Origin of the sequence: Rhodococcus sp. NPDC127527 (genome assembly GCF_042672245.1) — a bacterium.
GTDB lineage: Bacteria > Actinomycetota > Actinomycetes > Mycobacteriales > Mycobacteriaceae > Rhodococcus_G.
Genome location: NZ_JBHXVP010000012.1, coordinates 1 through 22,389 on the forward strand (window position 1 = coordinate 1; position 22,389 = coordinate 22,389).

Annotated in this window: 20 protein-coding genes and 1 rRNA gene; 12 read left to right on the forward strand and 9 right to left on the reverse strand. The window is 71.7% G+C overall.

All coding sequences use genetic code 11. The annotated features are described in order from the left end of the window. The 4 genes from rrf to ACFVH2_RS18925 form a co-directional block, all read left to right on the forward strand. Window positions 1-93, forward strand: a 5S ribosomal RNA gene (gene rrf / locus ACFVH2_RS18910); the annotation flags it as partial. Between the two features lie 182 nt (window positions 94-275). Continuing rightward, window positions 276-746, forward strand: coding sequence for a MarR family winged helix-turn-helix transcriptional regulator (locus ACFVH2_RS18915; RefSeq protein WP_378428535.1), 471 nt, complete (start codon window positions 276-278; stop codon window positions 744-746). Beyond that, window positions 739-2,514, forward strand: coding sequence for an AMP-dependent synthetase/ligase (locus ACFVH2_RS18920; protein ID WP_378428562.1), 1,776 nt, complete (start codon window positions 739-741; stop codon window positions 2,512-2,514). The genes ACFVH2_RS18915 and ACFVH2_RS18920 overlap by 8 nt, the downstream gene beginning before the upstream one ends. A gap of 151 nt (window positions 2,515-2,665) precedes the next feature. Next, window positions 2,666-3,433 carry a hypothetical protein gene (locus ACFVH2_RS18925; protein WP_378428537.1) on the forward strand — a complete coding sequence of 256 codons (768 nt, stop codon included), beginning with the start codon at window positions 2,666-2,668 and terminating at the stop codon, window positions 3,431-3,433. An 18-nt stretch (window positions 3,434-3,451) separates the two neighbouring features. On the opposite strand, the gene ACFVH2_RS18930 is transcribed toward ACFVH2_RS18925, so the two are convergent. After that, window positions 3,452-4,027: a hypothetical protein gene (locus ACFVH2_RS18930; protein WP_378428538.1), complete on the reverse strand. Its 576-nt coding sequence runs from the start codon at window positions 4,025-4,027 to the stop codon at window positions 3,452-3,454. Window positions 4,028-4,173: 146 nt separating this feature from the next. On the opposite strand from ACFVH2_RS18930, the gene ACFVH2_RS18935 reads away from it, so the two are divergent. Further along, window positions 4,174-5,730, forward strand: coding sequence for a carboxylesterase/lipase family protein (locus tag ACFVH2_RS18935; protein ID WP_378428540.1), 1,557 nt, complete (start codon window positions 4,174-4,176; stop codon window positions 5,728-5,730). 21 nt (window positions 5,731-5,751) lie between these two features. Next, a complete protein-coding gene (locus tag ACFVH2_RS18940) occupies window positions 5,752-6,186 on the forward strand; it encodes a hypothetical protein (protein WP_378428542.1) in 435 nt (144 codons plus the stop codon). Window positions 6,187-6,202: 16 nt separating this feature from the next. Here ACFVH2_RS18940 and ACFVH2_RS18945 read toward each other — a convergent pair whose 3' ends face one another. Genes ACFVH2_RS18945 through ACFVH2_RS18955 form a run of 3 tightly spaced genes read right to left on the reverse strand, consistent with a single transcriptional unit; the run spans window position 6,203 to window position 9,124 of the window. After that, window positions 6,203-7,435 (reverse strand): RNA polymerase sigma factor, encoded by a 1,233-nt coding sequence (locus tag ACFVH2_RS18945; RefSeq protein ID WP_378428543.1) that lies wholly within the window; start codon window positions 7,433-7,435, stop codon window positions 6,203-6,205. A 5-nt stretch (window positions 7,436-7,440) separates the two neighbouring features. Further along, window positions 7,441-7,782 carry a YciI family protein gene (locus ACFVH2_RS18950; RefSeq protein ID WP_378428545.1) on the reverse strand — a complete coding sequence of 114 codons (342 nt, stop codon included), beginning with the start codon at window positions 7,780-7,782 and terminating at the stop codon, window positions 7,441-7,443. Window positions 7,783-7,825: 43 nt separating this feature from the next. Then, the gene (locus tag ACFVH2_RS18955) at window positions 7,826-9,124 is read right to left on the reverse strand and encodes an MFS transporter (protein ID WP_378428546.1); all 1,299 of its coding nucleotides are present in this window, start codon (window positions 9,122-9,124) and stop codon (window positions 7,826-7,828) included. A 121-nt stretch (window positions 9,125-9,245) separates the two neighbouring features. Between ACFVH2_RS18955 and ACFVH2_RS18960 the strand changes: the two genes are divergently transcribed. Further along, window positions 9,246-9,833, forward strand: coding sequence for a TIGR03086 family metal-binding protein (locus tag ACFVH2_RS18960; protein WP_378428548.1), 588 nt, complete (start codon window positions 9,246-9,248; stop codon window positions 9,831-9,833). On the opposite strand, the gene ACFVH2_RS18965 is transcribed toward ACFVH2_RS18960, so the two are convergent. From ACFVH2_RS18965 to ACFVH2_RS18980, 4 genes are read right to left on the reverse strand one after another with little or no spacing between them, the layout of a single operon-like run. Further along, a complete protein-coding gene (locus tag ACFVH2_RS18965; RefSeq protein WP_378428550.1) occupies window positions 9,830-10,288 on the reverse strand; it encodes a MarR family winged helix-turn-helix transcriptional regulator in 459 nt (152 codons plus the stop codon). The genes ACFVH2_RS18960 and ACFVH2_RS18965 overlap by 4 nt on opposite strands. Then, window positions 10,288-10,899: a DJ-1/PfpI family protein gene (locus ACFVH2_RS18970; RefSeq protein WP_378428551.1), complete on the reverse strand. Its 612-nt coding sequence runs from the start codon at window positions 10,897-10,899 to the stop codon at window positions 10,288-10,290. Before ACFVH2_RS18970 ends, ACFVH2_RS18965 begins: the two co-directional genes overlap by 1 nt. Window positions 10,900-10,939: 40 nt before the next feature. Next, window positions 10,940-13,411 carry an ABC transporter permease gene (locus tag ACFVH2_RS18975; protein ID WP_378428553.1) on the reverse strand — a complete coding sequence of 824 codons (2,472 nt, stop codon included), beginning with the start codon at window positions 13,409-13,411 and terminating at the stop codon, window positions 10,940-10,942. A 2-nt stretch (window positions 13,412-13,413) separates the two neighbouring features. Next, a complete protein-coding gene (locus tag ACFVH2_RS18980; protein ID WP_378428555.1) occupies window positions 13,414-14,178 on the reverse strand; it encodes an ABC transporter ATP-binding protein in 765 nt (254 codons plus the stop codon). A gap of 112 nt (window positions 14,179-14,290) precedes the next feature. On the opposite strand from ACFVH2_RS18980, the gene ACFVH2_RS18985 reads away from it, so the two are divergent. The 3 genes from ACFVH2_RS18985 to ACFVH2_RS18995 are packed head-to-tail and all read left to right on the forward strand — an operon-like array spanning window position 14,291 to window position 16,750. Next, the gene (locus ACFVH2_RS18985) at window positions 14,291-15,541 is read left to right on the forward strand and encodes a sensor histidine kinase (RefSeq protein ID WP_378428557.1); all 1,251 of its coding nucleotides are present in this window, start codon (window positions 14,291-14,293) and stop codon (window positions 15,539-15,541) included. Further along, window positions 15,529-16,167: a LuxR C-terminal-related transcriptional regulator gene (locus ACFVH2_RS18990; RefSeq protein ID WP_378428559.1), complete on the forward strand. Its 639-nt coding sequence runs from the start codon at window positions 15,529-15,531 to the stop codon at window positions 16,165-16,167. Before ACFVH2_RS18985 ends, ACFVH2_RS18990 begins: the two co-directional genes overlap by 13 nt. 19 nt (window positions 16,168-16,186) lie before the next feature. Continuing rightward, the gene (locus tag ACFVH2_RS18995; protein ID WP_378475718.1) at window positions 16,187-16,750 is read left to right on the forward strand and encodes a hypothetical protein; all 564 of its coding nucleotides are present in this window, start codon (window positions 16,187-16,189) and stop codon (window positions 16,748-16,750) included. On the opposite strand, the gene ACFVH2_RS19000 is transcribed toward ACFVH2_RS18995, so the two are convergent. Beyond that, window positions 16,740-17,480 (reverse strand): IclR family transcriptional regulator, encoded by a 741-nt coding sequence (locus tag ACFVH2_RS19000; protein WP_378428395.1) that lies wholly within the window; start codon window positions 17,478-17,480, stop codon window positions 16,740-16,742. The two genes, ACFVH2_RS18995 and ACFVH2_RS19000, sit on opposite strands and share 11 nt — an antisense overlap. 87 nt (window positions 17,481-17,567) lie before the next feature. Here ACFVH2_RS19000 and ACFVH2_RS19005 point away from each other — a divergent pair, with 87 nt between their 5' ends. Both ACFVH2_RS19005 and ACFVH2_RS19010 read left to right on the forward strand, forming a co-directional pair. Further along, window positions 17,568-21,266 carry an ABC transporter ATP-binding protein gene (locus tag ACFVH2_RS19005; protein ID WP_378428394.1) on the forward strand — a complete coding sequence of 1,233 codons (3,699 nt, stop codon included), beginning with the start codon at window positions 17,568-17,570 and terminating at the stop codon, window positions 21,264-21,266. Between the two features lie 60 nt (window positions 21,267-21,326). Next, window positions 21,327-22,388, forward strand: a complete 1,062-nt coding sequence (locus ACFVH2_RS19010) for an NrtA/SsuA/CpmA family ABC transporter substrate-binding protein (protein ID WP_378428392.1) — start codon at window positions 21,327-21,329, stop codon at window positions 22,386-22,388. The last annotated feature ends 1 nt before the right edge of the window (window position 22,389 follow it).

The following is a 22,389-nucleotide window of genomic DNA, read 5'->3' on the forward strand; positions in this document are numbered from 1 at the left end:
ACGCCCGGCCCCATTCCGAACCCGGAAGCTAAGCCCTCCAGCGCCGATGGTACTGCACTCGACAGGGTGTGGGAGAGTAGGACACCGCCGAACATACGTTGCGAATGCCTCGCACCACGATCTCGAAAGAGATTGCGGTGCGAGGCATTTCGCATTTCCGGGGCAGACGCATCGCCGGCCCGAGTGTGGGGCGTCCGTCGAGTGCGCCGAGTCGCCGGGGCGCCGGGTGGCCCACGCCACTGACCGATCATGGCCTCGGGGGCTATAGTTGCGTAATGCAACACGATCGGAGCGGGGCCGTTGCTCGGGTACACGAGGAGATGGTCAACCTGCTCCGCGAAGTGATGACCGGCGAACGGCCCTCGGACGGAGTGCCCACCTTCGCCCAGCACTCGGTGCTGTCGTTCATCGCCCGCCACCCCGGCTGCCGCGCGACCGACATCTCGGACGCGTTCGGCGTGCATCGCTCGACGGTGTCGAGGCAACTGCGTCAGTGCGTCGACGGGGGCTGGGTGCACGCGGAGCCGGGACCGGTCCGCCAGGGCCACCCGCTCACCCTCACCGACGTCGGGACCGGCGTGCTGGCCGACGCGGACCGGCATCGCCGCGCGGAGGTGGACGCGCGCGTTCGCGACTGGCCGACCGATGAGGTCGAGGAGTTCGCCGCCCTCCTGCATCACTTCCGTTCCAGTACCACTCCTGCCCGCAGGGACGCCGAGACCACCGGAGATGACCACAGTGCGTGAGTACGCGACCAACGCAACCTTCACCATCGCCGCCGACGACGCCCTCGTCCGCTCGGTGTACCGCCACGCTCGCGAGACACCGGAACTGGTGCTGTTCTCCCGGCCCGACGGGGACGGCTGGCGCGACGTCACGGCCACCGAGTTCGCCGAGTTGGTGTCCGGGGTGGCCAAGGGCCTGATCCGGCGCGGTGTCCGGACGGGGGATCGGGTGGTCCTGCTGTCCGCGACCCGTTTCGAGTGGACCCTCTTCGACTTCGCGATCTGGGCCGCCGGCGCGGTGTCGGTGCCGATCTACGACTCCTCGTCCCCGGACCAGATCCGTTGGATCGTCGAGGATTCCGGAGCCGTGCTGGCGATCGTGGAATCCGCCGGCCATGCCTCGTCGTTCGCGGACCTCGGTGTCGAGGCGCTGGCGATCGAGGTCGACGCCGTCGATGCGCTGCTCGCCGAAGGGCACGATCTCGACGACAGCGCGGTCCAGGACCGGATCGCCGACATCCGGGCCGACGAGCTCGCCTCGCTGGTGTACACCTCGGGTACCACCGGTCGTCCGAAGGGCTGTCGCCTCACCCACCGGAACTTCCTGTCCGAGGTCCGTGGGATCCTCACCGCCAGCATCGGCGACGTGGCCCGGCCCGGAAATCGCATGCTGACCTTCCTGCCGCTCGCCCACGTGCTGGCGCGGGCGGTGTCCCTGGCGATGTTCGAGGCCGGCGGGACCCAGGCGCACTGGTCGAACTTCGGCACCATCGTCGGCCAGTTCGAGCGGTTCCGGCCGCACACCATCCTCGGCGTGCCCCGCGTGTTCGAGAAGGTCCGCGACTCGGCCGCCCATTCCGCCGCACAGGGCGGGACCGTCCCGAAGGCCGTGTTCGGGTTCGCCGAGAGGACCGCGATCCGCTACAGCGAGTCGCTCGACGAGGGTGGTCCCTCGCCGATCCTGCGACTGAAGCGCTGGGTGGCGGACCGGCTCGTGTACTCGAAGCTGCGGACCGCACTCGGTGGCGAGTGCTGGTGGGCGATCTCCGGTGGTGGCGCCCTGATGCCGCGGCTTGGACACTTCTTCCGCGGTGTCGGCGTCCCGATCTACGAGGGCTACGGTCTGACGGAGTCGACCGCGGCGCACTGTGTCAACGTTCCGGGCGCGCAACGGATCGGCAGCGTCGGGCAGCCGATGGGCGGCAACACCGTGCGCATCGCAGAGGACGGGGAGATCGAACTGTCCGGTGGTGTCGTGTTCGACGGTTACTGGCACAACGAGCAGGCCACCGCCGACGCGTTCGACGGAACCTGGTTCCGCACCGGTGATCTCGGCGCCCTCGACGAGGACGGCTACCTGACCATCACCGGCCGGAAGAAGGACCTGCTCATCACCGCGGGCGGCAAGAACGTCTCGCCCGGCCCGCTCGAGGACCGGATGCGCTCGCATCCGCTGGTGTCGCAGGCGGTTGTCGTCGGCGACGGGCGTCCGTTCATCGGCGCGCTGCTCACGGTGGATCCGGAGGTGCTGGCGCACTGGAGTTCCGAGCACGGCAAGAACGGATCGTCGATCGCCGACCTGCGAGACGACCCCGACCTGCGCGCGGCGCTGCAGGAGGTCGTCGACGACGCGAACACCACGGTCTCGCACGCCGAGGCCGTGAAGCGGTTCGCGATCCTCGGCCGAGACCTCACGGAGGAAGACGGCGAGCTCACCGCGACCCTGAAGATCAAGCGGAACGTGGTGGCGGAACGGTTCGCCGACGAGATCGACGCCTTGTACCACTGAACGTTGCGGTGTGCCGGGAAGTGAGCACGACGACCTGCGCGCGGTGGCCTGCACGTAGTGTGGACCGCAGAGCCGAGTCGTGTCTGCGTCACCCGTCGCCCACTGCTCTCCCATTTGTACGGGTCGAGCGCAACGGACGGTCACGCACACCATGGACAACACCGCCAGCCTGGGCATTCAGGCATTCATCACCGAGGTCGCCCAGCGGGGCGGTCGAGCAGTCCGGTTGACCCATTCCCGACGGAACCCGGTGCAGGTGCGGGGCGTCGACGGCTCCCTGCACGTCGTGCGGGTGCGGACCAAACTGGAGGGGGACTGGCGGGCGCGACGGCAGGACGGGTCGCTCGAGACCGACGACACCGGTTCGCAGTTCTGGGTCTTCGTCGACCTGGCCGGCAGTCAGCCCGAGTTCTTCGTCCTCCCGTCCGATGAGGTCGCAGCCGACATCCGGGGAGAGGTCGATCTGTGGGTGCGCGAGGTGCCGGGGCGCACGCGAACCGGCGCGCACACCATCGCGGTCGAACGGGTCGCGCACGGACGGCTGCGGTGGGACCTGCTCGGGCTGTCGGCGACCAGGGACCCGAGCCGCATCCCGGAGGTCGGTGCGGTCGAGGAGGCCGTCGTGCGCAGGCGACCGGTCCCGGTGAAGCAAGCGGTCGGCGAGGTGGACGACGCGCGCCTCCGCGTCGTCGCCGACTTCGAGGGCTATCGCCTGGTCGGACGGTACGACGAGGCGACGCGTCGGCTCGAGGTCACCCGTGGGCCGATGGAGGGCAGGCGTTTCGACGACCCGACTGCGGCCGCGGTCGCGGTGGCCAGCCACATCAGCGGCGACGTCGAGGTGGCGGACGGCTGGAGCTTCTGGCGCGTCGACTGCCCGGAGCGGACCCCGCTCGGTGAGCGGGCCGGGACGAGCTGACGGGCGAGGGCCGGCCGGCTACCAGAGTCGGAAGGCGTTGTCCGAGACGGTGAATCCGTGTCCGGCGGTCTCGCAGGTGACACCGGTGCGTTCGTCGACCGTGCAGGTGAATCCCTGAACCCGCAACGGAGAACCGTAGGGTAGGACCTTCGCGGTGCCGTCGAACCGGTGGAACGCCGGGTCGCCCGCGGAGAAGAATTCACCGGGCCTGTCCGCTGCCACCCTGATCGAATTCGGAGTCACGGGACCGGGAGCCCCGGAACCTTTCACCTGAGGGGCGTTGGGAGGGAACGCGCCGTGGCAGCCCGCCACCGGTTGCCGTGCGGTGACGATCGCGCACTCGAACTTCGAGCTGGGGCTGGTGAAGTAGTACGAACCCGCCTGGGTACCGGCGTAGTCCGCGACCTGTGCGGCGGGGACGGCCTTCGTCGTGGTGGGCGCTGCGGTCCGCGTCGGCGGTGTGGCCGGAGGGGTGCTCGTCGCCATCGGCTCGGCGGTCGGAGAGGCGTTGCCACCGACGGTGGTGCCGCACGCGGCCGTGAGCACGACGGCACCGCACGCGACGAGCATCAGACCCCAACGCGGAACTCCCATGCCCGTCATCGTAGGGAGCCGGGTCGGTGTGGCCGGTACTGCCCGGGTGCGAGCCACCGGGGTGCGGTCGGATTCGCGTCCCGGAGCGGCGGGGCCAGCCTTGGTACCGTGGCGAAGGACGTGTGCCCAGGCAGTAGGAGGCTTCCGTGCAGAGCGAGCAGGACGTGATCGCGAGCCCGCCGGAGACGCTCCGCGTCGACACACCCGACGGTGCCGTCCGTGGCTACGCCGACGGCGGGGTGTTCGTGTGGAAGGGAATCCCGTACGCCACCGCCGGCCGGCAACGCCGGTTCCGCTCGCCGCTGCCGCCGACACCGTGGGACGGCGAGCGCGACTGCCGCGAGTTCGGGCCGATCGCACCCCAGGCCAAGGCGATGCAGGTGCCGATGGACCCGGGCATGGTCGCCGACGAGGACTGCCTGTCGGCGAACGTGTGGGCGCCGCGCCCGGGCGGCGAGCCGCGACCGGTGATGGTGTGGGTGCACGGCGGCGCGTACTGCGTCGGGTCGTCCTCGCAGACGGTGTACGACGGCAGGCGGCTGGCCGAACTGGGTGACGTCGTGGTGGTCACCGTCAACTACCGGCTCGGGGTCCTGGGTTTCCTCGACCTCTCGTCCTGCGGGGACGGGTTCGAGGCGAACGTCGGGCTGCGGGACCTGATCGCGGCGCTCGAATGGGTGCGGCGCGGCATCGCGGCGTTCGGCGGCGACCCCGGGAACGTCACCGTGTTCGGTGAGTCCTCCGGGGCCGGATCGATCACCACCCTGATGACCTCGCCGCGGGCCGAGGGGCTCTTCCACCGCGCCATCGCGCAGAGCGCCCCCGCGACGTCCGTCTACGGCGCCGAACGCGCGGCCACGGTCGCCGCCCGCTTCCTCGAACTGGTCGGGGTCGCCGCGGGGGAGCCGGACCGGCTGCTGGAGTTGCCGATCGAGAAGCTGACGGAGGCCGGCGACGAGCTGCTCGACGAGGTGACCACGACCGTCCCCGGAACGCTGGCGATGGCCCCGGTGGTGGACGGCGACCTGGTGCCGCGGTACCCGGTGGCGGCTTTCCAGAAGGGCCATGCGCATCGCATCCCGTTGATCATCGGGACCAACCGGGACGAGGCGTCGATCTTCCGGTTGACCCGCTCGCCGATCCTGCCCGTCACCGCCGACACCGTGAACCAGATGTTCACCGCGATCGCCTCGGACCACCCGAACCTGTCCGCGGCCCGCGTCGCGGAGATCATCTCCGCCTATCCCGACTGGTCGAAATCGACTGGTGCGATGGCTGTGTCGAGAGACGCCGCATTCCGGATGCCCTGTCTGTGGATCGCGGACGCGCACAGCAGGCACTCGCCGACCTGGGTGTACCGCTTCGACCACGCGACACCGATGCTCAAGGCGGCCAGGGTCGGTGCGAGCCATGCCACCGAGTTGCCGTACGTGTTCGGCAATTTCGGCACCCTCAACGTGGACCCGACGTTCTGGCTCGGCGGCCGCAAGACCGCGCTGGAGGTCTCGGGCCGGGTGCAGCGGCGCTGGCTGGCGTTCGCCCGCTACGGGGTGCCCGCGGCGCTGGACGCGTCGAAGCACTGGGCGCCCTACCTCGAGGACACGCGGTCGACGCTGTTCATCGACAAGACGGACACGCTCGCCCCCGATCCGGACCGGGACCTGCGGGCGGCGTGGGGCGACGAGGTTATGGGCTTCAGCTGATCGGTCTGTAGCGTCAGGCGCATGAGCAAGCTGGACGAGGTCGGCGAACGGGAATCGTGGCGCTGCTGGTTGTGCGACGAGCCGGTCGACCCGGACATGTCGGTCAACGACCCGCGGGGCCCGAGCATCGACAGCATCTTCGCCGCGAAGAAGGGCAAGGGCGGACCGGAGCGGCTCGCCCACCGGGCGTGCAACACCAAGAAGGGCGCGATCAAGCCGGTCGTGCCGTGGTCGGACGCGCTGTTCGTGATCGACCCCGCCCCGATCATCGGGGTGGTCGAACAGCTCACCCGCAAGCCGGGGCGGGTCGCGGTCGCGCGGTGCCCGTCGAAGCCCGACGCCGAGGACGCGGCGGCCTGGCTGCTGGACCGGTTGTCGCGGCTGGCGCCCGAGCTGAGCCTGGACACCAAGATCGAGCCGGGCGGCGGCGGATTCCTCCTGGTCCTCGTGCGCTGACTCCCGCGAGGCCGCCTCAGGCCAGGGCGTCGAGGCGTCCGCGCAGGAAGCGGCGTTCGGCCGCGTTGTCCGTCACGGCCAGGGCGGCCTCGTATGCGTGTCCGGCCTCGGATTCGCGGCCGAGGCGCCGGAGCAGGTCTGCCCGCACGGCGTGGAAGACGCGGTAGCGGTCGAGGCCGAGCGCGTCGACGAGCTCGAGCGCCGGACCGGGACCGTCCACCTCCGCCACCGCGACGGCCCGGTTGAGCGCGACCACGGGACTCGGGGCGACCGCGAGCAGGTGGTCGTACAGCACGACGATCTGTGGCCAGTCGGTCGCGGCCGCGGTGGGTGCTTCGCTGTGCACGGCGCCGATGGCGGCCTGAATCTGGTAGGGCCCCGGACGGTTTCGCCGCAGGCATCGGCGCACCAACCCCTGCGCCTCGGCCTTCCGGTCGCGGTCCCAGCACGACCGGTCCTGATCGGCGAGCAGCACCGGCTCGCCGTCCGCGCCGACGCGCGCCGCTCGTCGCGACTCGGCGAACAGCATCAACGCGAGCAGCCCCAGCGTCTCCGGTTCGTCCGGCATCAGCTCGGCCAGCAGCCGGCCGAGCCGGACCGCATCGGTGCACAGGTCCTCGCGGACCAGCGTCTCGCCCGCGCTGGCGGCGTAGCCCTCGTTGAAGATCAGGTAGACCACGGCGAGTGCCCCGCGGAGCCGGTCCGGCAGGTCGGCCTCGCTCGGGACGCGGTAGGGGATCCGCGCGTCCCGGATCTTGCCCTTGGCGCGGACCAGTCGCTGCGCCATCGTCGCCTCCGGGACGAGAAATGCGCGGGCGATCTCCGCGGTGGTCAGGCCGCCGAGCAGTCGCAGGGTCAGCGCGACCTGAGCTGCGTCGGACAGCGCGGGATGGCAGCAGGTGAAGACGAGGCGCAGCCGGTCGTCCGGCACGACGACCTCCTCTCGGGCGGTGCCTGCGTCGGTCTCGTCGAGCAACGCGCGCTCGGACACGGCGCGGGCCTGCCGGTCCGCCCGCGACGACTCCCGGCGCAGCCGGTCGATCGCCCGATTGCGGGCGGTGGTGACGATCCAGCCGGCCGGGCTCGGGGGCAGTCCCGTCGCCGGCCACCTCGCCGTTGCCTCGGCGAACGCGTCCTGAACGGCCTCCTCGGCGAGGTCGATGTCGCCGAAGCGGCCGACCAGGACCGCGACCGCTCGGCCGTACTCGCGGCGGAAGACCGCATCGATCTGTGCGCCGGTCGCGGTCATCGGCGTCAGCCCTGGAAGGGGCGGACCTCGATCGGGAGGGTGGTGGCCCGATTGAGCTTTCGGCCCCACTCGAGCGCGTCGTCGAGGTCGGCGGCATCGACGATGGTGAAGCCGCCGAGATGCTCCTTGCCCTCGACGAACGGTCCGTCCGTCGTCAGGACGTCGTCGCCGCGGGCGCGCAGCACCGTGGCGGTGCTGGGCGGATGCAGCCCGCCGGCGAACACCCACGCGCCCGCCGCCCGCATCTCCTCGTTGAGGGCGTCGAGGTTCTCGGTGATCGCGGCCAGTTCCGCCGGCTCCGGCACGGGACCGTCGGGCTGGTACACGCTGAGCAGGTAGTGCGGCATGGTCTTCCTCCTGTGACGACGTCCCGGCTCGGCGCGGGGACTCTCACCCTGTAAACGAACGAGCCTCCTCCGGATCGACATCGCGGGTGTCCAGTTCCCGCAGGGCGGGCAGCCCGAAACAGACCGCGGCGATCACGCACACCGGGATCGCCAGCACGAAGAACGTGGTCTCGATGCCGACGGCGTCGATCAGCGGTCCCGCCAGCAGGTAGCCGAGCGGGCCGGCGGCGTACGCGGTGGAGGTCATCACCCCGACCACCCGTCCGCGCATGTGCTCGGGGCTGCGGGTCTGCATGGCGTAGTTCGCGATCGGTCCGACCGGGCCGAACACCAGCCCGACCATCAGCGCGAGAGTGAGCGTCACCCACAGCGGCGGCAGGAATGCCATCCCGACCATGCATGCGCCGAGCGCCGACATCGCCAGCAGCATCAGCGTCCGGCGTCGCACGCGCGCGGCGAGCGCGCCGTAGGCCAGCGCACCGACGACTCCACCCACGGCCATCGCCATCAGCACCCACCCGAGCTGTGCCGGCTGGCCGAGCTCGGTGAAGTAGGTGGGGAACAGGACGCTCTCGACGGGCATGTACAGCGCGACGACGGCCATGTCGACGAGGGCGAGAGTGCGCAGCAATCGGTTGTGCCACACGAACTTCAGGCCCTCGAGTGTGCCGGACCACATGGACTCGGGCCGGGTCCGGCGGTCGGGCACGCCCGCGCCCTCGAGTCGCAGGAACGCGATCGTGACGATCGAGGCGGCGAAGCAGGCCGAGGTCACCCACAGGGTGTTCACCGCGCCGACCGTCGCGATCAGGACGCCGCCGACGCCGGGACCGATCAGGTACGCGACGTTGTAGTTCGCCTCGTACAGGCTGTTGGCCCGGTCCAGGGACCAGCCGGCGTCCTTCGTCGCGGCGGGCAGCATCGACTCGCGGGCCGAGATGCCGGCCGGGTCGAAGGCGGCTCCGAGCGCGGCCAGCACCGCGAGCAGCGGTACCGACAACCCGGCCGTCGCCGCCATCACCGGAATCAGCGCCACCGAGATCCCGGACAACGCGTCCGAGACCAGGGAGGTGCGACGACGGCCGAACCGGTCGACCACCGTGCCGGAGAACAGGCTCGACAGCAGCAACGGCAGGGTGGCGGCACCGGCGACGATGGCCGCGTCGGTGGCCTTGCCGGTCTGCTGCAGCACCAGCCAGGGCAGCGCGACGACGGTGATGCCGTTGCCGGTCGCCGACAGCAGGGTGGCCAGGTTGATCAGGACCAGCGGGCCTCGGCGTCGGTCCGGGGCTACCGTCGGCGCGGTCACGGTTTCGGTCCTTCGGTTCGGCGGGGCAGTCATTCGACGCTAACAGCGCACTTCGGTCGGGCGCGAGCGAATTTCCGGCAGCGATGAGTTCGGGGCGTCGGGGAGGTCGACACTGAGAACAGTCGTGCATGTCCGCCCGAAGAAGGAGAACGCGATGCTCGATCTCGAACCGGCCGCGCGCCAGATGATTCGACTGCTCGAGGGTGTCACCGACGACCAACTGTCGGCGCCGACACCGTGCGAGGAGACCACCCTCGGTGCGCTCGTCGACCACGTCGGCGGGCTGTCGACCGCGTTCACCGCCGCCGCACGAAAGAATCTGGGCCCCGAGACCGCCGCGGCGCCCGCCCTGGACGGAAGCCGGCTGCCCGCCGACTGGCGGCTGTCGATTCCGGCCCGGGTCGCCGTCCTCGCCGAGGCGTGGCGCGACGGTGCCGCGTGGACGGGAACGACCCAGGTCGGGGGCGTCGACCTGCCCGCGGACGCCGCCGGGGCGTTCGCGCTCGACGAACTGGTGATTCACGGATGGGACATCGCCCGCGCCAGCGGACAGCCGTTCGACTGCGACGACGCGGCGCTGTCGGCGTGCCTCGAGTTGGTCGCTGCCACGCCGGACGCGGCCCGGGACTCGGGGGGATTGTTCGGACCGGCGGTCGCGGTGCCCGACGCGGCACCCGCCCTCGACCGGCTGATCGGGCTCGCCGGCCGGGATCCTCGGTGGGCGCCGCGGGCGAGTCGCTAGCCGGGCGCCGGGCCCGTGCCGGCCAGCGCCGCCAGCGTCTCCGACAGGGCGGTCATCGCCGCTAGCGCGCGCGACAACTCCTCGCGCCCCATCGCGTCGGCGAGCCGTCGGGCGAAGGCGGCGTGCCCGGGGTTGATCTCGGCGATCGTGGCCAGTCCGAGTTCGGTCGGGGCGACCAGCTTGGCGCGTCGGTGCGCCGGGTTCTCGCGGTACTCGGCCAGCCCGCGCTCGACCAGCAGGTCGGCGATGCGCTGCACGCTCTGCCGGGTGATGCCCATCTCGCGGGCGATCCCGGCGACCGGCAGCGGGGTGTGCAGCACCGCGCCGAGCACCTGCCACCATGCGGCGGTGATCCCGGCTGGCCGGGCCAGTTGGGCGGCGACGTCGAGGAACTGGCCGTTGAGCTTGAACGCGGTCAGGGCCGCGCCGCTGAGCAGGTCCGGGTCGGTGTCCATCAGGACGTCGTCAACTCGTAGAAGCCGGCCGGATCCTGGTTGCGGTAGAGCTTGAACCACGACTCGAGCACGCTCGGTTCGAACACCTCGAGACGCGCGAGGATCGCGCGGGCGAACTCGACCGGTGCCGTCCCGCTCGCGGTGATCAGGCCGCGGTCGTCGACGGCGGGCTCGTCGCGGTAGCGCTCGCCGCCCGCATAGCCCGTCCCGGCCAGGAACTCGGCCGCGTTGCTGGTGTGCGCCCGGTCGTCGAGCAGCCCGGCGAGGGCGAGCCCGCCGGTGGAGCCGCAGATCGCGGCGACCGGCACGCCCGCGGCCAGGAACTCGCGCGCCTTGTCGGTCCAGGGCACGAACTGCTCGGTGTGCCAGATCTCGTTGCCCGGCAGGATCAGCATCGCGCTGTCGCGCGGGTCCAGGTCGGCGAGCGCGAGGTCGGGCAGCACCTTCATGCCGCCCATCGTCGTGATCGGCGCGGTGCTCGCCCCGACCGTCGCGGTGGCGAAGCGGCCGGGGGTCTTGTGCCAGAGCGGGTTGTTGATGTGGGCGGTGGCGTAGCCCATCTCCCAGTCCGCGAGGGTGTCGTATGCGGCGACGTGCACTGTTTCAGTCATAGACAGCACACTGTCATATCGACAGTGTGCTGTCAATGAACTATCGGGTTCGGCGCATCACCGTTCGGGTCGGCACGGCGATGGCCAGGACACCCAGCAGCACGGTGATGCCGATGATCGCGCAGTAGACGACCGGCGAGATCGTCGGCACGGGCCGGCCGGAGACTCCGATGCTCACCCCCACCAGGGGCGGTAGGGCGATCAGGGTGCCGACCACCGCCGCGATCGTCACCACGATCACCGACTCGGCGCGCATCATCGCCCGCACCTGTCGCGGACCGGCACCGATCAGGCGCAGCAGCGAGAACTCGCGAGCCCGGTCGGCGGTGGCCATCACCAGCGTGTTCACCACCGCGACGGCCAGGTAGCCGAGCAGCACGGACAGTGCGATCAGGCTGGTCCACGACTGTGCGTCGCGTTCGTCCTCGCCCGCGGCACCCAGGGCGGCGCGATCCGCGGCGACGAGCCCGGCCGCCGCCAGTTGCTCTCCGACCTCGCCCGCGCGGCCGGGCCGGGCCCGTACCAGGATCGAGTCGTCGAGCCCGCTGGTGGTGTGTGCCCGCACCGCCTCGTTCGACATGGTGACGTCGCCGAAACCGAGCCCGCGTCCGTACGTGGCGACGACGGTCGCGGTGACCGGGGTGCCGTCGCCGAGGTGCAGGTCGACGGACCCGCCGACGCGGGACCCCGTGGTCTGCGCGGCGTCGGTGCTCAGCGCCACGGTGTTCGGCGCCGCGAGCCCGTCGAGGCTGCCGGCGACGACGTCCAGGTCCAGCGTGTCCGGCGCCGCCGCAGGATCCACGCCCTGCAGGGCGTACGTCTCGGTCGTCGCACCGTCGCCGGTCGAGCGGGTGAACAACGCCTGGCTGCGGGCCACCGGGTTCGCCGCGCGCACACCGGGAAGCGAGGAGAGCGACTCCGCCAGGGTGGGAGACAGGCCGGAACCCGGTGCGGTGACCAGGAAGTCGGCCGTGACGCCCTGCCGGGACTGGTGGGTGGCCTCGGCGGCGACGGTGGACTGCGCGAAGATCTGCACCGAGCCGAGCCCGATCGCGAGCGCCAGCGGCGTGATCGCCGAAGCCAGCCGGCGGGCGTTGCCGCTCGTGTTGGCGGCGGCCAGGAACAGGGATGCGCGCCCCGAGCGGCGCAGCGGGGCGCCGATCGCCGACACCGCACCCGCGACCAGTCGCGGTCCGAGAAGTCCAACCGAGATCATCAGCAGCACAGCAGAACTCGCCGCTCCGGCGACCGCGGCCGGGCCGTGCAGGAACACCGGCACCATCGACGCGCCGAACCCGAGGGCGCCCAACGCCACGCCGGTGACCGTCCGGCCGCGACCGAGCGTCGACGGCGTGGTGGCCGCCTCCTGCAGGGCCTCGACCGGGTTGATTCGCGCCGGGCGCCGCGCCGCGATCGCGGCGGCGATCCGGGCGGTGAACAGGCTCGCCGCCACGGCGACGACGGCCGGCAGCGGGCTGTAGGCGAGCGCGAAGTCGTGCGGCAGTAGTCCGACCGCGGCGAAGCGCGCCCGCAGCACACCGGCGAGCAGGTACCCGGGGATCGTTCCCACCAGGGCGGCGACGCCGCCGACCAGCAGTACCTCCCGGCCCACCAGGCGATGGATCTGCGCCGGGGTGGCGCCGACCGCGCGTAGCAGGGCGAACTCGCGTCGGCGCTGCGCGATCGTCAGCGACAGCGTGGTCGCGACGACGAACATCGCGATCAGCACCGCGGTGCCGGCGAAGGCGATGCCGATCTGCGCCAGTTCGTTTCGGGCGCCGCCGGAGTCGAGGAACTCGGCGTCGCCGCGGGCAGATCCGGTGTACACGTCGAGGCCGGGGAAGGCGCGCCGGATCTGGTCGACCAGCGCCGCTGCGGTCGTGCCGTCTGCCGCGTCGACCCCGACCGCGTCCACGGTGTCCGGGTGCGGCGACAACGCCGCGGCCCGCGCATCGGTGAGGAAGACGTGCGCCGACCGGTCCGGGGTGGCCCCGTCCCGGGCCGCTGCGATGCCCACGACGACGTAGTCGTCGCCGATTCCGCCGTGTGCCAGCGGGATTCGATCCCCGATCCGGGCAGGCTGATGCGCGTCGACGACCACCTCTCCCGGGCCGGCCGGCGCCCGGCCCTCGCGGACCTCGTACGGAGTCAACGTCGCCGAGGTCCATCCGTGCGCCTCGACCGGGCGGCCCGACCAGGTGAGCGGCACCGTCCGATCGGGCACCGCGCCCGCGACGCCCGGCAGGGCGGCCAGTTCGGCGACCGTTCCCGCGGGCAGGAGTGCCCGCTCCGGGAAGGGGCGGTCGAAGTCCTCCTCGACGTCGAGACTCTGGCGGGCGCCCACGATGACGTCGGCACCGGCGTAGCGCTGCGGTCCGACGCCGCCGCGGACGCCGGACTCGATCAGCACTCCCAGGCCGGTCACCAACATCGCGGCACACAGCACCGCGACGAACATGCCGACGAAGCCGCCGCGGTGCTCACGAATGCCTGCCCTGGCAAGTGATCTCATGCTCACCACTCCCCGAGATGAGTCATGTGGTCGGCGACCTGCTGCGGCGTCGGGCGGTCGAGGTGACCGACGAAGGCGCCGTCGGCGACGAACACCACCCGATCCGCGTGCGCGGCGGCCACCGGGTCGTGGGTGACCATCACCACGGTCTGCTCGAGTTCCACCGCGGTCCGCCGCAGCAGGTCGAGGACCTGTCGGCCGGTCCGGGAGTCGAGCGCGCCGGTCGGCTCGTCCGCGAAGACGGCGTCGGGCCTGGTCACCAGGGCGCGGGCGATGGCGACTCGTTGCTGCTGGCCGCCCGACATCTCCGCCGGCTTGCGTCCACGCAGGTCCGCCAGGCCGACCGCGCCGACGACGAATTCGAGCCAGCCGCGGTCGACCTCCCGGCCGCCCAGCAGCAGCGGCAGTGTGACGTTCTGTTCCACCGTCAGCGCGGGCAGCAGGTTGTAGGCCTGGAAGACGAAGCCCACGTGGTCGCGCCGGAACGTCGTGAGCGCCTTCGGTTTCAGTCGCGAGATGTCGGTCCCGCCGAGCCACACCGACCCGCTCGTCGGGCGGTCGAGGCCGGCCGCGCAGTGCAGGAAGGTGCTCTTGCCGGATCCGGAGGGGCCCATCACCGCGGTGAACGAGCCGCGAGCAAGGGTGAGGTCGACCCCGCGTAGGGCCGTGACGCGGGCGGCGCCGGAACCGTAGGTCTTGGTGACGGAGTCGAGGCGGACGGCGGTGGCCGGGGGACTGAGGGTGGGGACCGCGGTTCGTGTCTGCATGCCGTCGAACGCTATGGACGCCGGCGCGGCGCGACGATCCAGTGCGCTACCCGATTCGGGGTATAGCTGGCTGTATCCCGCGGTCGCCCGGTCGTGCGGCATGCTGTGGGGCATGACGCTCAGGAGGAGGATCGGCGCGTGGTGGCGCGCCGTCGTGTTCCTGGTCGTCGAGGGCGTTGCGGGCCTGGTGTCGATGGCGCTGTTGCCTGTCGGCATCCTGCTGGTCGCCTTCACCGTGCTCGGACCCGGCTTGTTCGTCGCGCCGTGGGCGGTGCGGGTGCTGCGGTGGTGGACCGGCCGGGCCCGGACGCACGTCGGCAGATACCTGGGCGAGTCAGTGCCCGAACGCTATCCGCCGCTACCGGCCACCCCGACGTTCGGCGACCTGCGTCGACTGGTGACCGCGCACTCGACCCGCCGCGACGCGGGGTGGGTCGGCCTGCACGCCCTGCTGGCGCCGTCGGCGGGAGTACTCGCGGTCGGGCTGCCTGCTGCGGCGGTGAACGCGCTGTTGGTCCCCGCGTACTGGCAGGCGATGCCGGCCGACCAGCCGGTGACCAACCCGTTCCCGGTGACGTCCTGGTGGACCGCGGCGGCGATGCCGCTCGTCGGGGTCGGGTACGCGGCGCTCGCGCTGTGGCTCACCCCGGCGATGGCGCGCGCCGAGTCGTCCGTTGCGAGAAGGCTCCTCGCTCCCGCCCGGGAATCGGAACTGGCCGTGCGGGTGAGCGAACTGACCGCCAGCCGCGCCGCCGCCCTGGACGCGCACGCGGCGGAGTTGCGCCGCATCGAACGTGATCTGCACGACGGTGCGCAGAATCGGCTCGTCGGGGTGGTGATGATGCTCGGACTGGCCGAGCGGTCGCTGACGGTGAACCCGGAACAGGCACTGCCGCAGGTGCTTCGGGCGCAGGAGGCGGCCTCCGACGCGCTCGCGAGCCTGCGCACCGTGGTGCACGACATCTATCCGCCGATCCTCGACGAACTCGGTCTCGACGGCGCACTGTCCGCACTGGCCGGCCGGTGCCCGGTGCCGTGTGTGCTGGACGCCGAGGGGTTGGTGCGGGCACCCGCAGCGGTGGAGTCCGCGGCCTACTTCGTGGTCGCGGAAGCGCTGACCAACGTGGTCAAGCACAGCGGCGCGACGCACGTCACCATCGCGGTGCGCAGTGCCGCGGCGAGCGTCGGTCAGGTGCTCGGCATCGAGATCGTCGATGACGGCAGCGGCGGAGCGCTCGAGCGGGACGGCGGCGGACTGTCCGGGATACGCCGTCGCACACAGGCGTTCGAGGGAACGGTCACATTGCGGAGCCCGGTCGGCGGGCCGACGACGTTGAGAGTGGAGCTGCCGTGCGGGTCGTGATCGCGGAGGACGATGCGCTGCTGCGCGAGGGCCTCGCGCTGCTGCTGCGAGGGGAGGGGTTCGACGTCGTCGCCGCGGTGGACAACGCGGAGGCCTTCCTCGAGATCCTCGACTCCGTCGACGCCGCGGTTCTCGACGTCAGGATGCCGCCCACCTTCAGCAACGAGGGTCTGCGCGCGGCGGCGGAGGCGCGCCGCCGTCGGCCCGGGTTCCCGGTGCTCGTGCTCTCGGCGTACGTGGAGGACCGGTACGCCAGCGGGCTGCTCGCGGACGGTGCGAACGGCCTCGGCTACCTGCTCAAGGAACGCGTCGGGCGGGTCGCCGAGTTCACCGACGCGTTGCGCCGGGTCGCCGCGGGCGGCACCGTGATGGACCCCGAGGTGATCTCTCAGCTGATGAGCAGGCGTCGGGCCGACGACCCGGTCCGGTCGCTCACCCCGCGCGAGTCGGAGGTGCTCGGTCTGATGGCGGAGGGCCTCGACAACGCGACGATCGCCGCCCGCCTGGTGGTGAGCGAGACCGCGGTGAGCAAGCACATCGGCAACATCTTCGCCAAGCTCGGGCTGTCGGCGTCGGACGCGGGCCATCGGCGGGTGCTCGCCGTGCTTGCCTACCTACGGGCGTGACGGCACCTACTGTGGAGCCATGTCCGAGCACAGCGATGCACGTTCGTACGGGGTCGGTCACGGCAGCACCCGGTGGGCGCGGCTGCGTCACGAATGGCATGCCCGGCTCGACCCGAGCGAGCAGTCGGCGGTGATCTCGTGGGGTGCCTTCACCACCACCTTCGTGGCGGTCCGCGCCCTCACCCACTGGATCCGAGCGGGGCACGGGCCGAAGGGCGGTGGGATGAGCCTGGGCGGGAGGCACTTTCACCACTACAACATCGGGATCGCGCTACTGACCGCGGTCGGAGCCGTCGCGATCAGGGGTTCGGAGAAGAATCGTCGACATCCCGCCGTCGCACTCGCGTACGGGTCCGGCGGCGCGCTGATCGTGGACGAACTAGCGCTGCTGCTGGACCTCGAGGACGTGTACTGGGCGAAGCAGGGTCGCACCAGCGTGGACGCGGCGGTCGGCGTCATCGCCGCCGGTGCAACCTTCTTCGCGGGTCTGCCGTTCTGGCCGGCGGCGATGCGGCTGCGCCGCAGTGGTGCGGTTGTGGAGTGCGGACCCTCCACAACCGCACCACTGCGCGTCAGCGCATGACGGTGGCGATCTCGCGGGCCGTCACCTTGGCCAGTTCGACGAAGAACGGGATCCGCTCGTCGATCATCAGATCCACCGGCCCGCGCAGGCCGAGCGCGAACCGGGCGCATCCGCCCGCACCGAGCACCGGCACCCCGATGGTGCGGAAACCGGGCGCGAGCTCCTCGTCGTTGAAGGCGTAGCCGCGCTCGCGGGTCAGCGCCAGCTCCTTGCCGAGCTCCTCGGGCCCGGGAACCGAACGCGCCGTACCCGTTTCGTAGGGCAGTCGGCCCAGCTCGTCGTCGGTGGCCTCCGACCAGGCGAGCAGCGCCTTGCCCAGTGCGCTCGCGTGCAGCGGCAGCCGGACACCCTGCAGCTGGTGCCCCTCGGCCTCGCGCCAGCGGCTGGTGCCGAGCAGCACCGCGTCGTTGCCGTACCGGGTGGCGATGGAGGCGCTGGCGCCGGTGGTGGTGGCGAGCTGCTCGAGATGCGGTTCGGCGAGGTAGATCCGGTGCTGCCGGTACGCGATCTGGCCGTACTCGGCGAGCGCGCCACCGAGCCGGTACCGGCTGGACTCGGCGTCCTTGTCGAGGAATCCCGCCTCGACGAGTGCGCTGAGCAGCCGGTGGGTGGTGCTCACCGCGAGACCCTGCCGGCGGGCGACCTCCGAGACGCCGAGTTCGTCGCCGCCGCGGAAGCAGCCGAGCACCGACAGTGCTCGGGCGACGGTCTGCACGCCTGGGGAGTCCACGCGAGCGACGCTAACACAACCGAAGCAGTGCGTTGCTACAGTCGCTTTCCATTATTTGGAAAGGTGGCGCCCGGAGTGGGAGTGGCAATGACTGAGAACGTGGGCTGGCTCCGAAGGCTCGCCCCCTACCTGCGGCCCTATGCCGGCGCGACCTGGTGGGCGCTGGGGCTGGCCCTCGCCGGACAGGGCGTGCTGGCGCTCATCCCGCTGATGCAGCAGGTCATCGTGGACGACGCGATCGTCGCCGGTACGAGACCTCTGACGCCGTGGGTGATCGCGCTGGTCGCGGTCGGTGCGGTCACCTTCGTCGCGCACGCCGTGCGCCGGTACCTCGGCAGCCGCGTGGCCGTCGACGTCGAGCACGACCTGCGCGTGCAGGTGCATCGGCACGTGCACCTGCTGGACGCGCGCAGTCACGACCGGATCGCCCCGGGGGACGTCCTGTCCCGCGCCGTGTCGGACCTGAATCTGGTGCAGCTGTTCCTGTCCCAGGTGCCGCTGCTGGTGGCGAACGTCAGCCTGCTGGCCGTCGCGCTCACCGTCATGTTCTGGCTCTCGCCCGCACTGTTCGCGGTGGTCGCGGTGTGTGTGCCGGTGCTCGGCTACCTGACGCACCGGCTGCGCGCGCGACTGTTCCCGGCCTCGTTCAGCGACCAACTGCTGGCCGGGCAGGTCGCCAGCGCGGCCGAGGAGAACATCGCCGGGGTGCGGGTGGTGAAGGCCTTCGGGCAGGAGGGTGCGCAGCAGGATCGGTTCGCCGCCCGGGCCCGTGCCCTGTTCCGGTCGCGGCTGCGCACCGCGCGGATCTCGGCGCGAGGCGGTGCCGCGATGGCCGCCGTTCCGATGTTCGGGCAGCTCGCCGTCCTCGCCCTCGGCGGCGCCCTCGCCCTGCGCGGCGACATCACCGTCGGGGTGTTCCTGGCGTTCGCGTCGTACCTGATCCAGCTGATCGTCCCGATCCGGTTGCTGGCCGGGATGATCGCCACGACCCAGGCCGCCCGCGCGGGGGCCGAGCGGGTGTTCGCGCTGCTCGACATGCAACCGGCGCTCGTCGACGCACCGGGCGCCCCCGACCTCCCGACGCCGGTCGGCGCCGTCGAGCTGCGCGGGGTCGGCTTCGGCTACGGCGACCACCCGGTCCTGCGCGGGGTCGACCTGCGCATCGAGCCCGGCGAGCGGGTCGCGCTGGTCGGACCGTCCGGTTCCGGGAAGACCGCCCTGGCGATGCTGCTCGGCCGGTTCTACGACCCGGACACCGGGTCGGTCGCGCTCGGCGGCCACGACCTGCGCGGGGTGAGCCTGCGGTCGGTGCGCGCGGCGGTGACCCTCGTCTTCGACGACAGCTACCTGTTCTCCGGAACCATCCGCGACAACATCGCCTTCGCCCGGCCCGACGCCACCGACGCCGAGGTGATCGCGGCGGCGACCGCGGCCTGCGCCCACGAGTTCGTCGTCGGCCTGCCCGACGGCTACGACACCCCCGCCGGCGAGCGAGGGCTGAGCCTGTCCGGCGGCCAGCGTCAGCGGATCGCCCTGGCCAGGGCCTTCCTCGCGGACCCGCAGGTGCTGATCCTCGACGACGCGACCTCCGCCGTCGACGCCCGCACCGAGTCCGACATCTACGCGGGCCTCGAGACGCTGATGCGCGGACGCACCACGATCCTGGTCGCACACCGGCCCTCGACCGTGCGCCTCGCCGACCGGGTGGTCGTGCTCGACCGCGGCGCGGTGGTCGCCGACGGCACGCAGGCCGAGCTGCTCGACGGCGCGCCGATGTTCCGCGAGCTGATGCTCGGCCCGGACTCGGAGCGGGTGCGTGCCCCGGGCCGGTCGATCGAGGCCGTCGACCCGGCGGCCTGGCCGCTCTCGCAGGAGTACGGCGACGGGGACCCGGCGTTGCAGGCCCGGATCGGGGCCGCGGACGGGATGAGCGGACGGCAGCTCGACGCGCTCGCGGGCCAGCTGCGCGACGGCATCCGGGCCCTGCCCGCGCTGCGCGGCGAGCCCGACGCGGCCCGTCCCGACGATCCCCGGCCGTTCACGTTCGGCAGGCTGCTGGCCCCGTTCGCGGCGGCACTCGCGGTGTGTGCGGTGCTGGTCGGGATCGACGCGGGCGGCGCGCTCGTCGGCCCGCTGATCTTCCGGTTCGGCCTCGACGACGGCGTCACCGCGGGTTCCGCGGCGGCGCTGACGCTCGCGTGCGCCGGCTACCTGGTGGTGCAGGTGGTGTCCTGGGTCAACGCCTGGGCCATGGAGTTCCAGACGACCCGGACCGCCGAGCGGATCCTGTACGGCCTGCGGCTGCGGGTGTTCGAGCACCTGCAGAAGCTCTCCCTCGACTACTACGAGCGGACCGCGTCCGGGCGCACACTCACCCGCCTGACCACGGACGTCGAGGCGCTGAACCAGCTGCTGCAGCAGGGGCTGGTGACCTCGCTGGTGAGCCTGACCACCTGCGCCGGTGTGCTCGTCGTGCTGGTGGCGGTGGACTGGCGGCTCGCCGGCGCGGTGCTGGTGGTGCTGCCGGTGCTGGCGATCGCCGTCTGGGTGTTCGTGCGGGCCTCGCGCTCGGCGTATCTCGAGGCCCGCGCGAACGTGTCCGCGCTCAGCGCGCAGCTGGCCGAGCACATCACCGGCATCCGGATCACGCAGGCGCACGGCAGGCAGGAGCGCAACCAGCAGTCGTTCGCGGAGGGTTCTGTGCGCTACCGAGATTCACGCCGCCGATCGATGCTCTACATCTGCGTGTTCTTCCCGTTCATGAACTTGCTGGCGACGATCGCCAAGGCGGCGGTGCTGGTGCTCGGTGCGCGACTGCTCGGCGCGGGCAGTCTGACCACCGGGGTGCTGGTCGCCGCGCTGCTGTACGTCGACCAGTTCTTCGCGCCGATGCAGCAGCTGTCCATCGCGGCGGACCAGTGGATCCAGGCCCAGGTCTCGCTGCGCCGCATCGGCGAGTTCCTGCGTGCGCGGCCGTCCGTGCCGCCACCCGCGTCCCCGCGCCGGCTCGAGCGACTCGACGGCGAATTGCGTTTCGAGGACGTGCGATTCGGCTATCCGGGCGGCACCCCGGCGGTGCGCGGGGTGAACCTGACCATCGCGCCGGGCGAGACCGTCGCGCTGGTCGGCACCACCGGCGCAGGCAAGTCCACGTTCGCGAAGCTCGCGTTGCGGTTCTACGACCCGACCGAGGGTGCGATCGCCGTCGACGGGCACCGGCTCGACGGCCTCGACCTGCACGACTACCGCTCCCGGGTGGGCTACGTGCCGCAGGAGCCGTTCCTGTTCGCCGGCACGATCGCCTCGAACATCGCGCTCGGCAGGCCCGGTGCCGCGGACCTCGACGTCGAGCGGGCGGCGCGGGCGGTGGGGGCGCACGAGGCGATCGCGGCGCTGCCGCTGGGCTACCGGACCCCGGTGGCAGTGGGTGCGCGGTCGCTCTCGGCGGGCCAGCGTCAGCTGGTGTGCCTGGCCCGGGCCGAGCTGATCGGCCCGGCGATGCTGGTGCTCGACGAGGCCACCGCGAACGTGGACCTGGCCGCGGAACGGCAGGTGCAGGCGGCGCTCGAGCTGCTCGCCCGCGGGCGGACGACGCTGCTGATCGCGCACCGGCTCCGGACCGCGGCGCGGGCCGACCGGATCGTCGTGATGGGTGAGGGCCGAATTCTCGAGGCCGGCCCTCACACCGAACTGCTGATGCGCGGCGGTCACTACGCCCGGCTGTGGGACGCGCACGGGCGATCTGTCAACCTTTCCAATCAACGGAAAACTATAGCTAGTCGGTAGGAATTGCGGACTCTAGGTTTGGGGCACTGAACGTCACGTCCCTCGACAGGAGTCCCGAACATGTCCCGCATCCGCCGACTGCCCCGAGCGCGCGCCGCGCTCGCGATCCTCCCCGTCGTCGCGCTGGTTGCCGCATGCGGCTCCGGCGGAGACGACGCGAGCGCGGCCGCACCCGGCGGCGAACCCACCTTCGTCCTCAAGGTCACCGACGGCGGCAACGCCGGACCGCTCGCGGTCGCCAAGCGGGACGGCACCTTCGACGAGGCGCTCGCCCCGCTCGGCGCGAAGGTCGAGTGGGTCAACGCCCCGCCGGCGTTCAGCGCGAACCTCAAGCTGTTCAACGCCGGTCAGCTCGACGTCTCCGGCGGCGCCTACAGCCCGGTCGTCGGCGCACTGTCCAAGGACGTCGGCGTGCGGATCATCGCGGTCGCCGACCCGGTCGACCAGGACCAGTCCGGCATCCTCGCCTCGCCCGGCTCGGGGGTGAAGGAGGTCAAGGACCTCGTCGGCAAGCGCATCGCGGTCAACCCGGCGGGCAAGGGGGAGTACATCACCCTCAAGGCGCTGCGGAAGGCCGGCGTTCCGTTCGACAAGGTCGAGCGGGTGCCGCTGCAGCCGTCGGACGCGGCCTCGGCCTTCTCCACCGGCCAGGTCGACGCGTGGGCCTCGTTCAACGACCCCTACCAGGAGGCGAAGGCGCGCGGTGGCGTCGAGATCGCCACCGAGGCGAGCATCGACTCGAAGGACAACACCATCGTCGCCTTCCGCACGGAGGTCCTCGACAAACGGCCCGACGTCGCGGCGAAGTACCTCGAGACGCTGCAGCAGCTGACCGAGCGTCAGCGCAGCACCCCGGAGGACTTCCAGAACGTCTTCGAGAAGGCCGGTCCGCGAGCGCTGTCCGGTGACCGGCTGGCGCGCGCGGTCGACCTCGGCCGCCGCGCGTCGGTGCCGCACTACCCGACCGACGCCGACGCCGCCGACCTGCAGGAGGTCGCCGACCTCTTCTTCCAGAACGGGGTGACCACCCGCGCGCTCACCGCGCAGGACGTCTTCTACCCGCTGCAGTCGAAGCTGAACACGACGGGCCAGGTCCAGTCGGCGCCCACTCGGGGGAACTGAC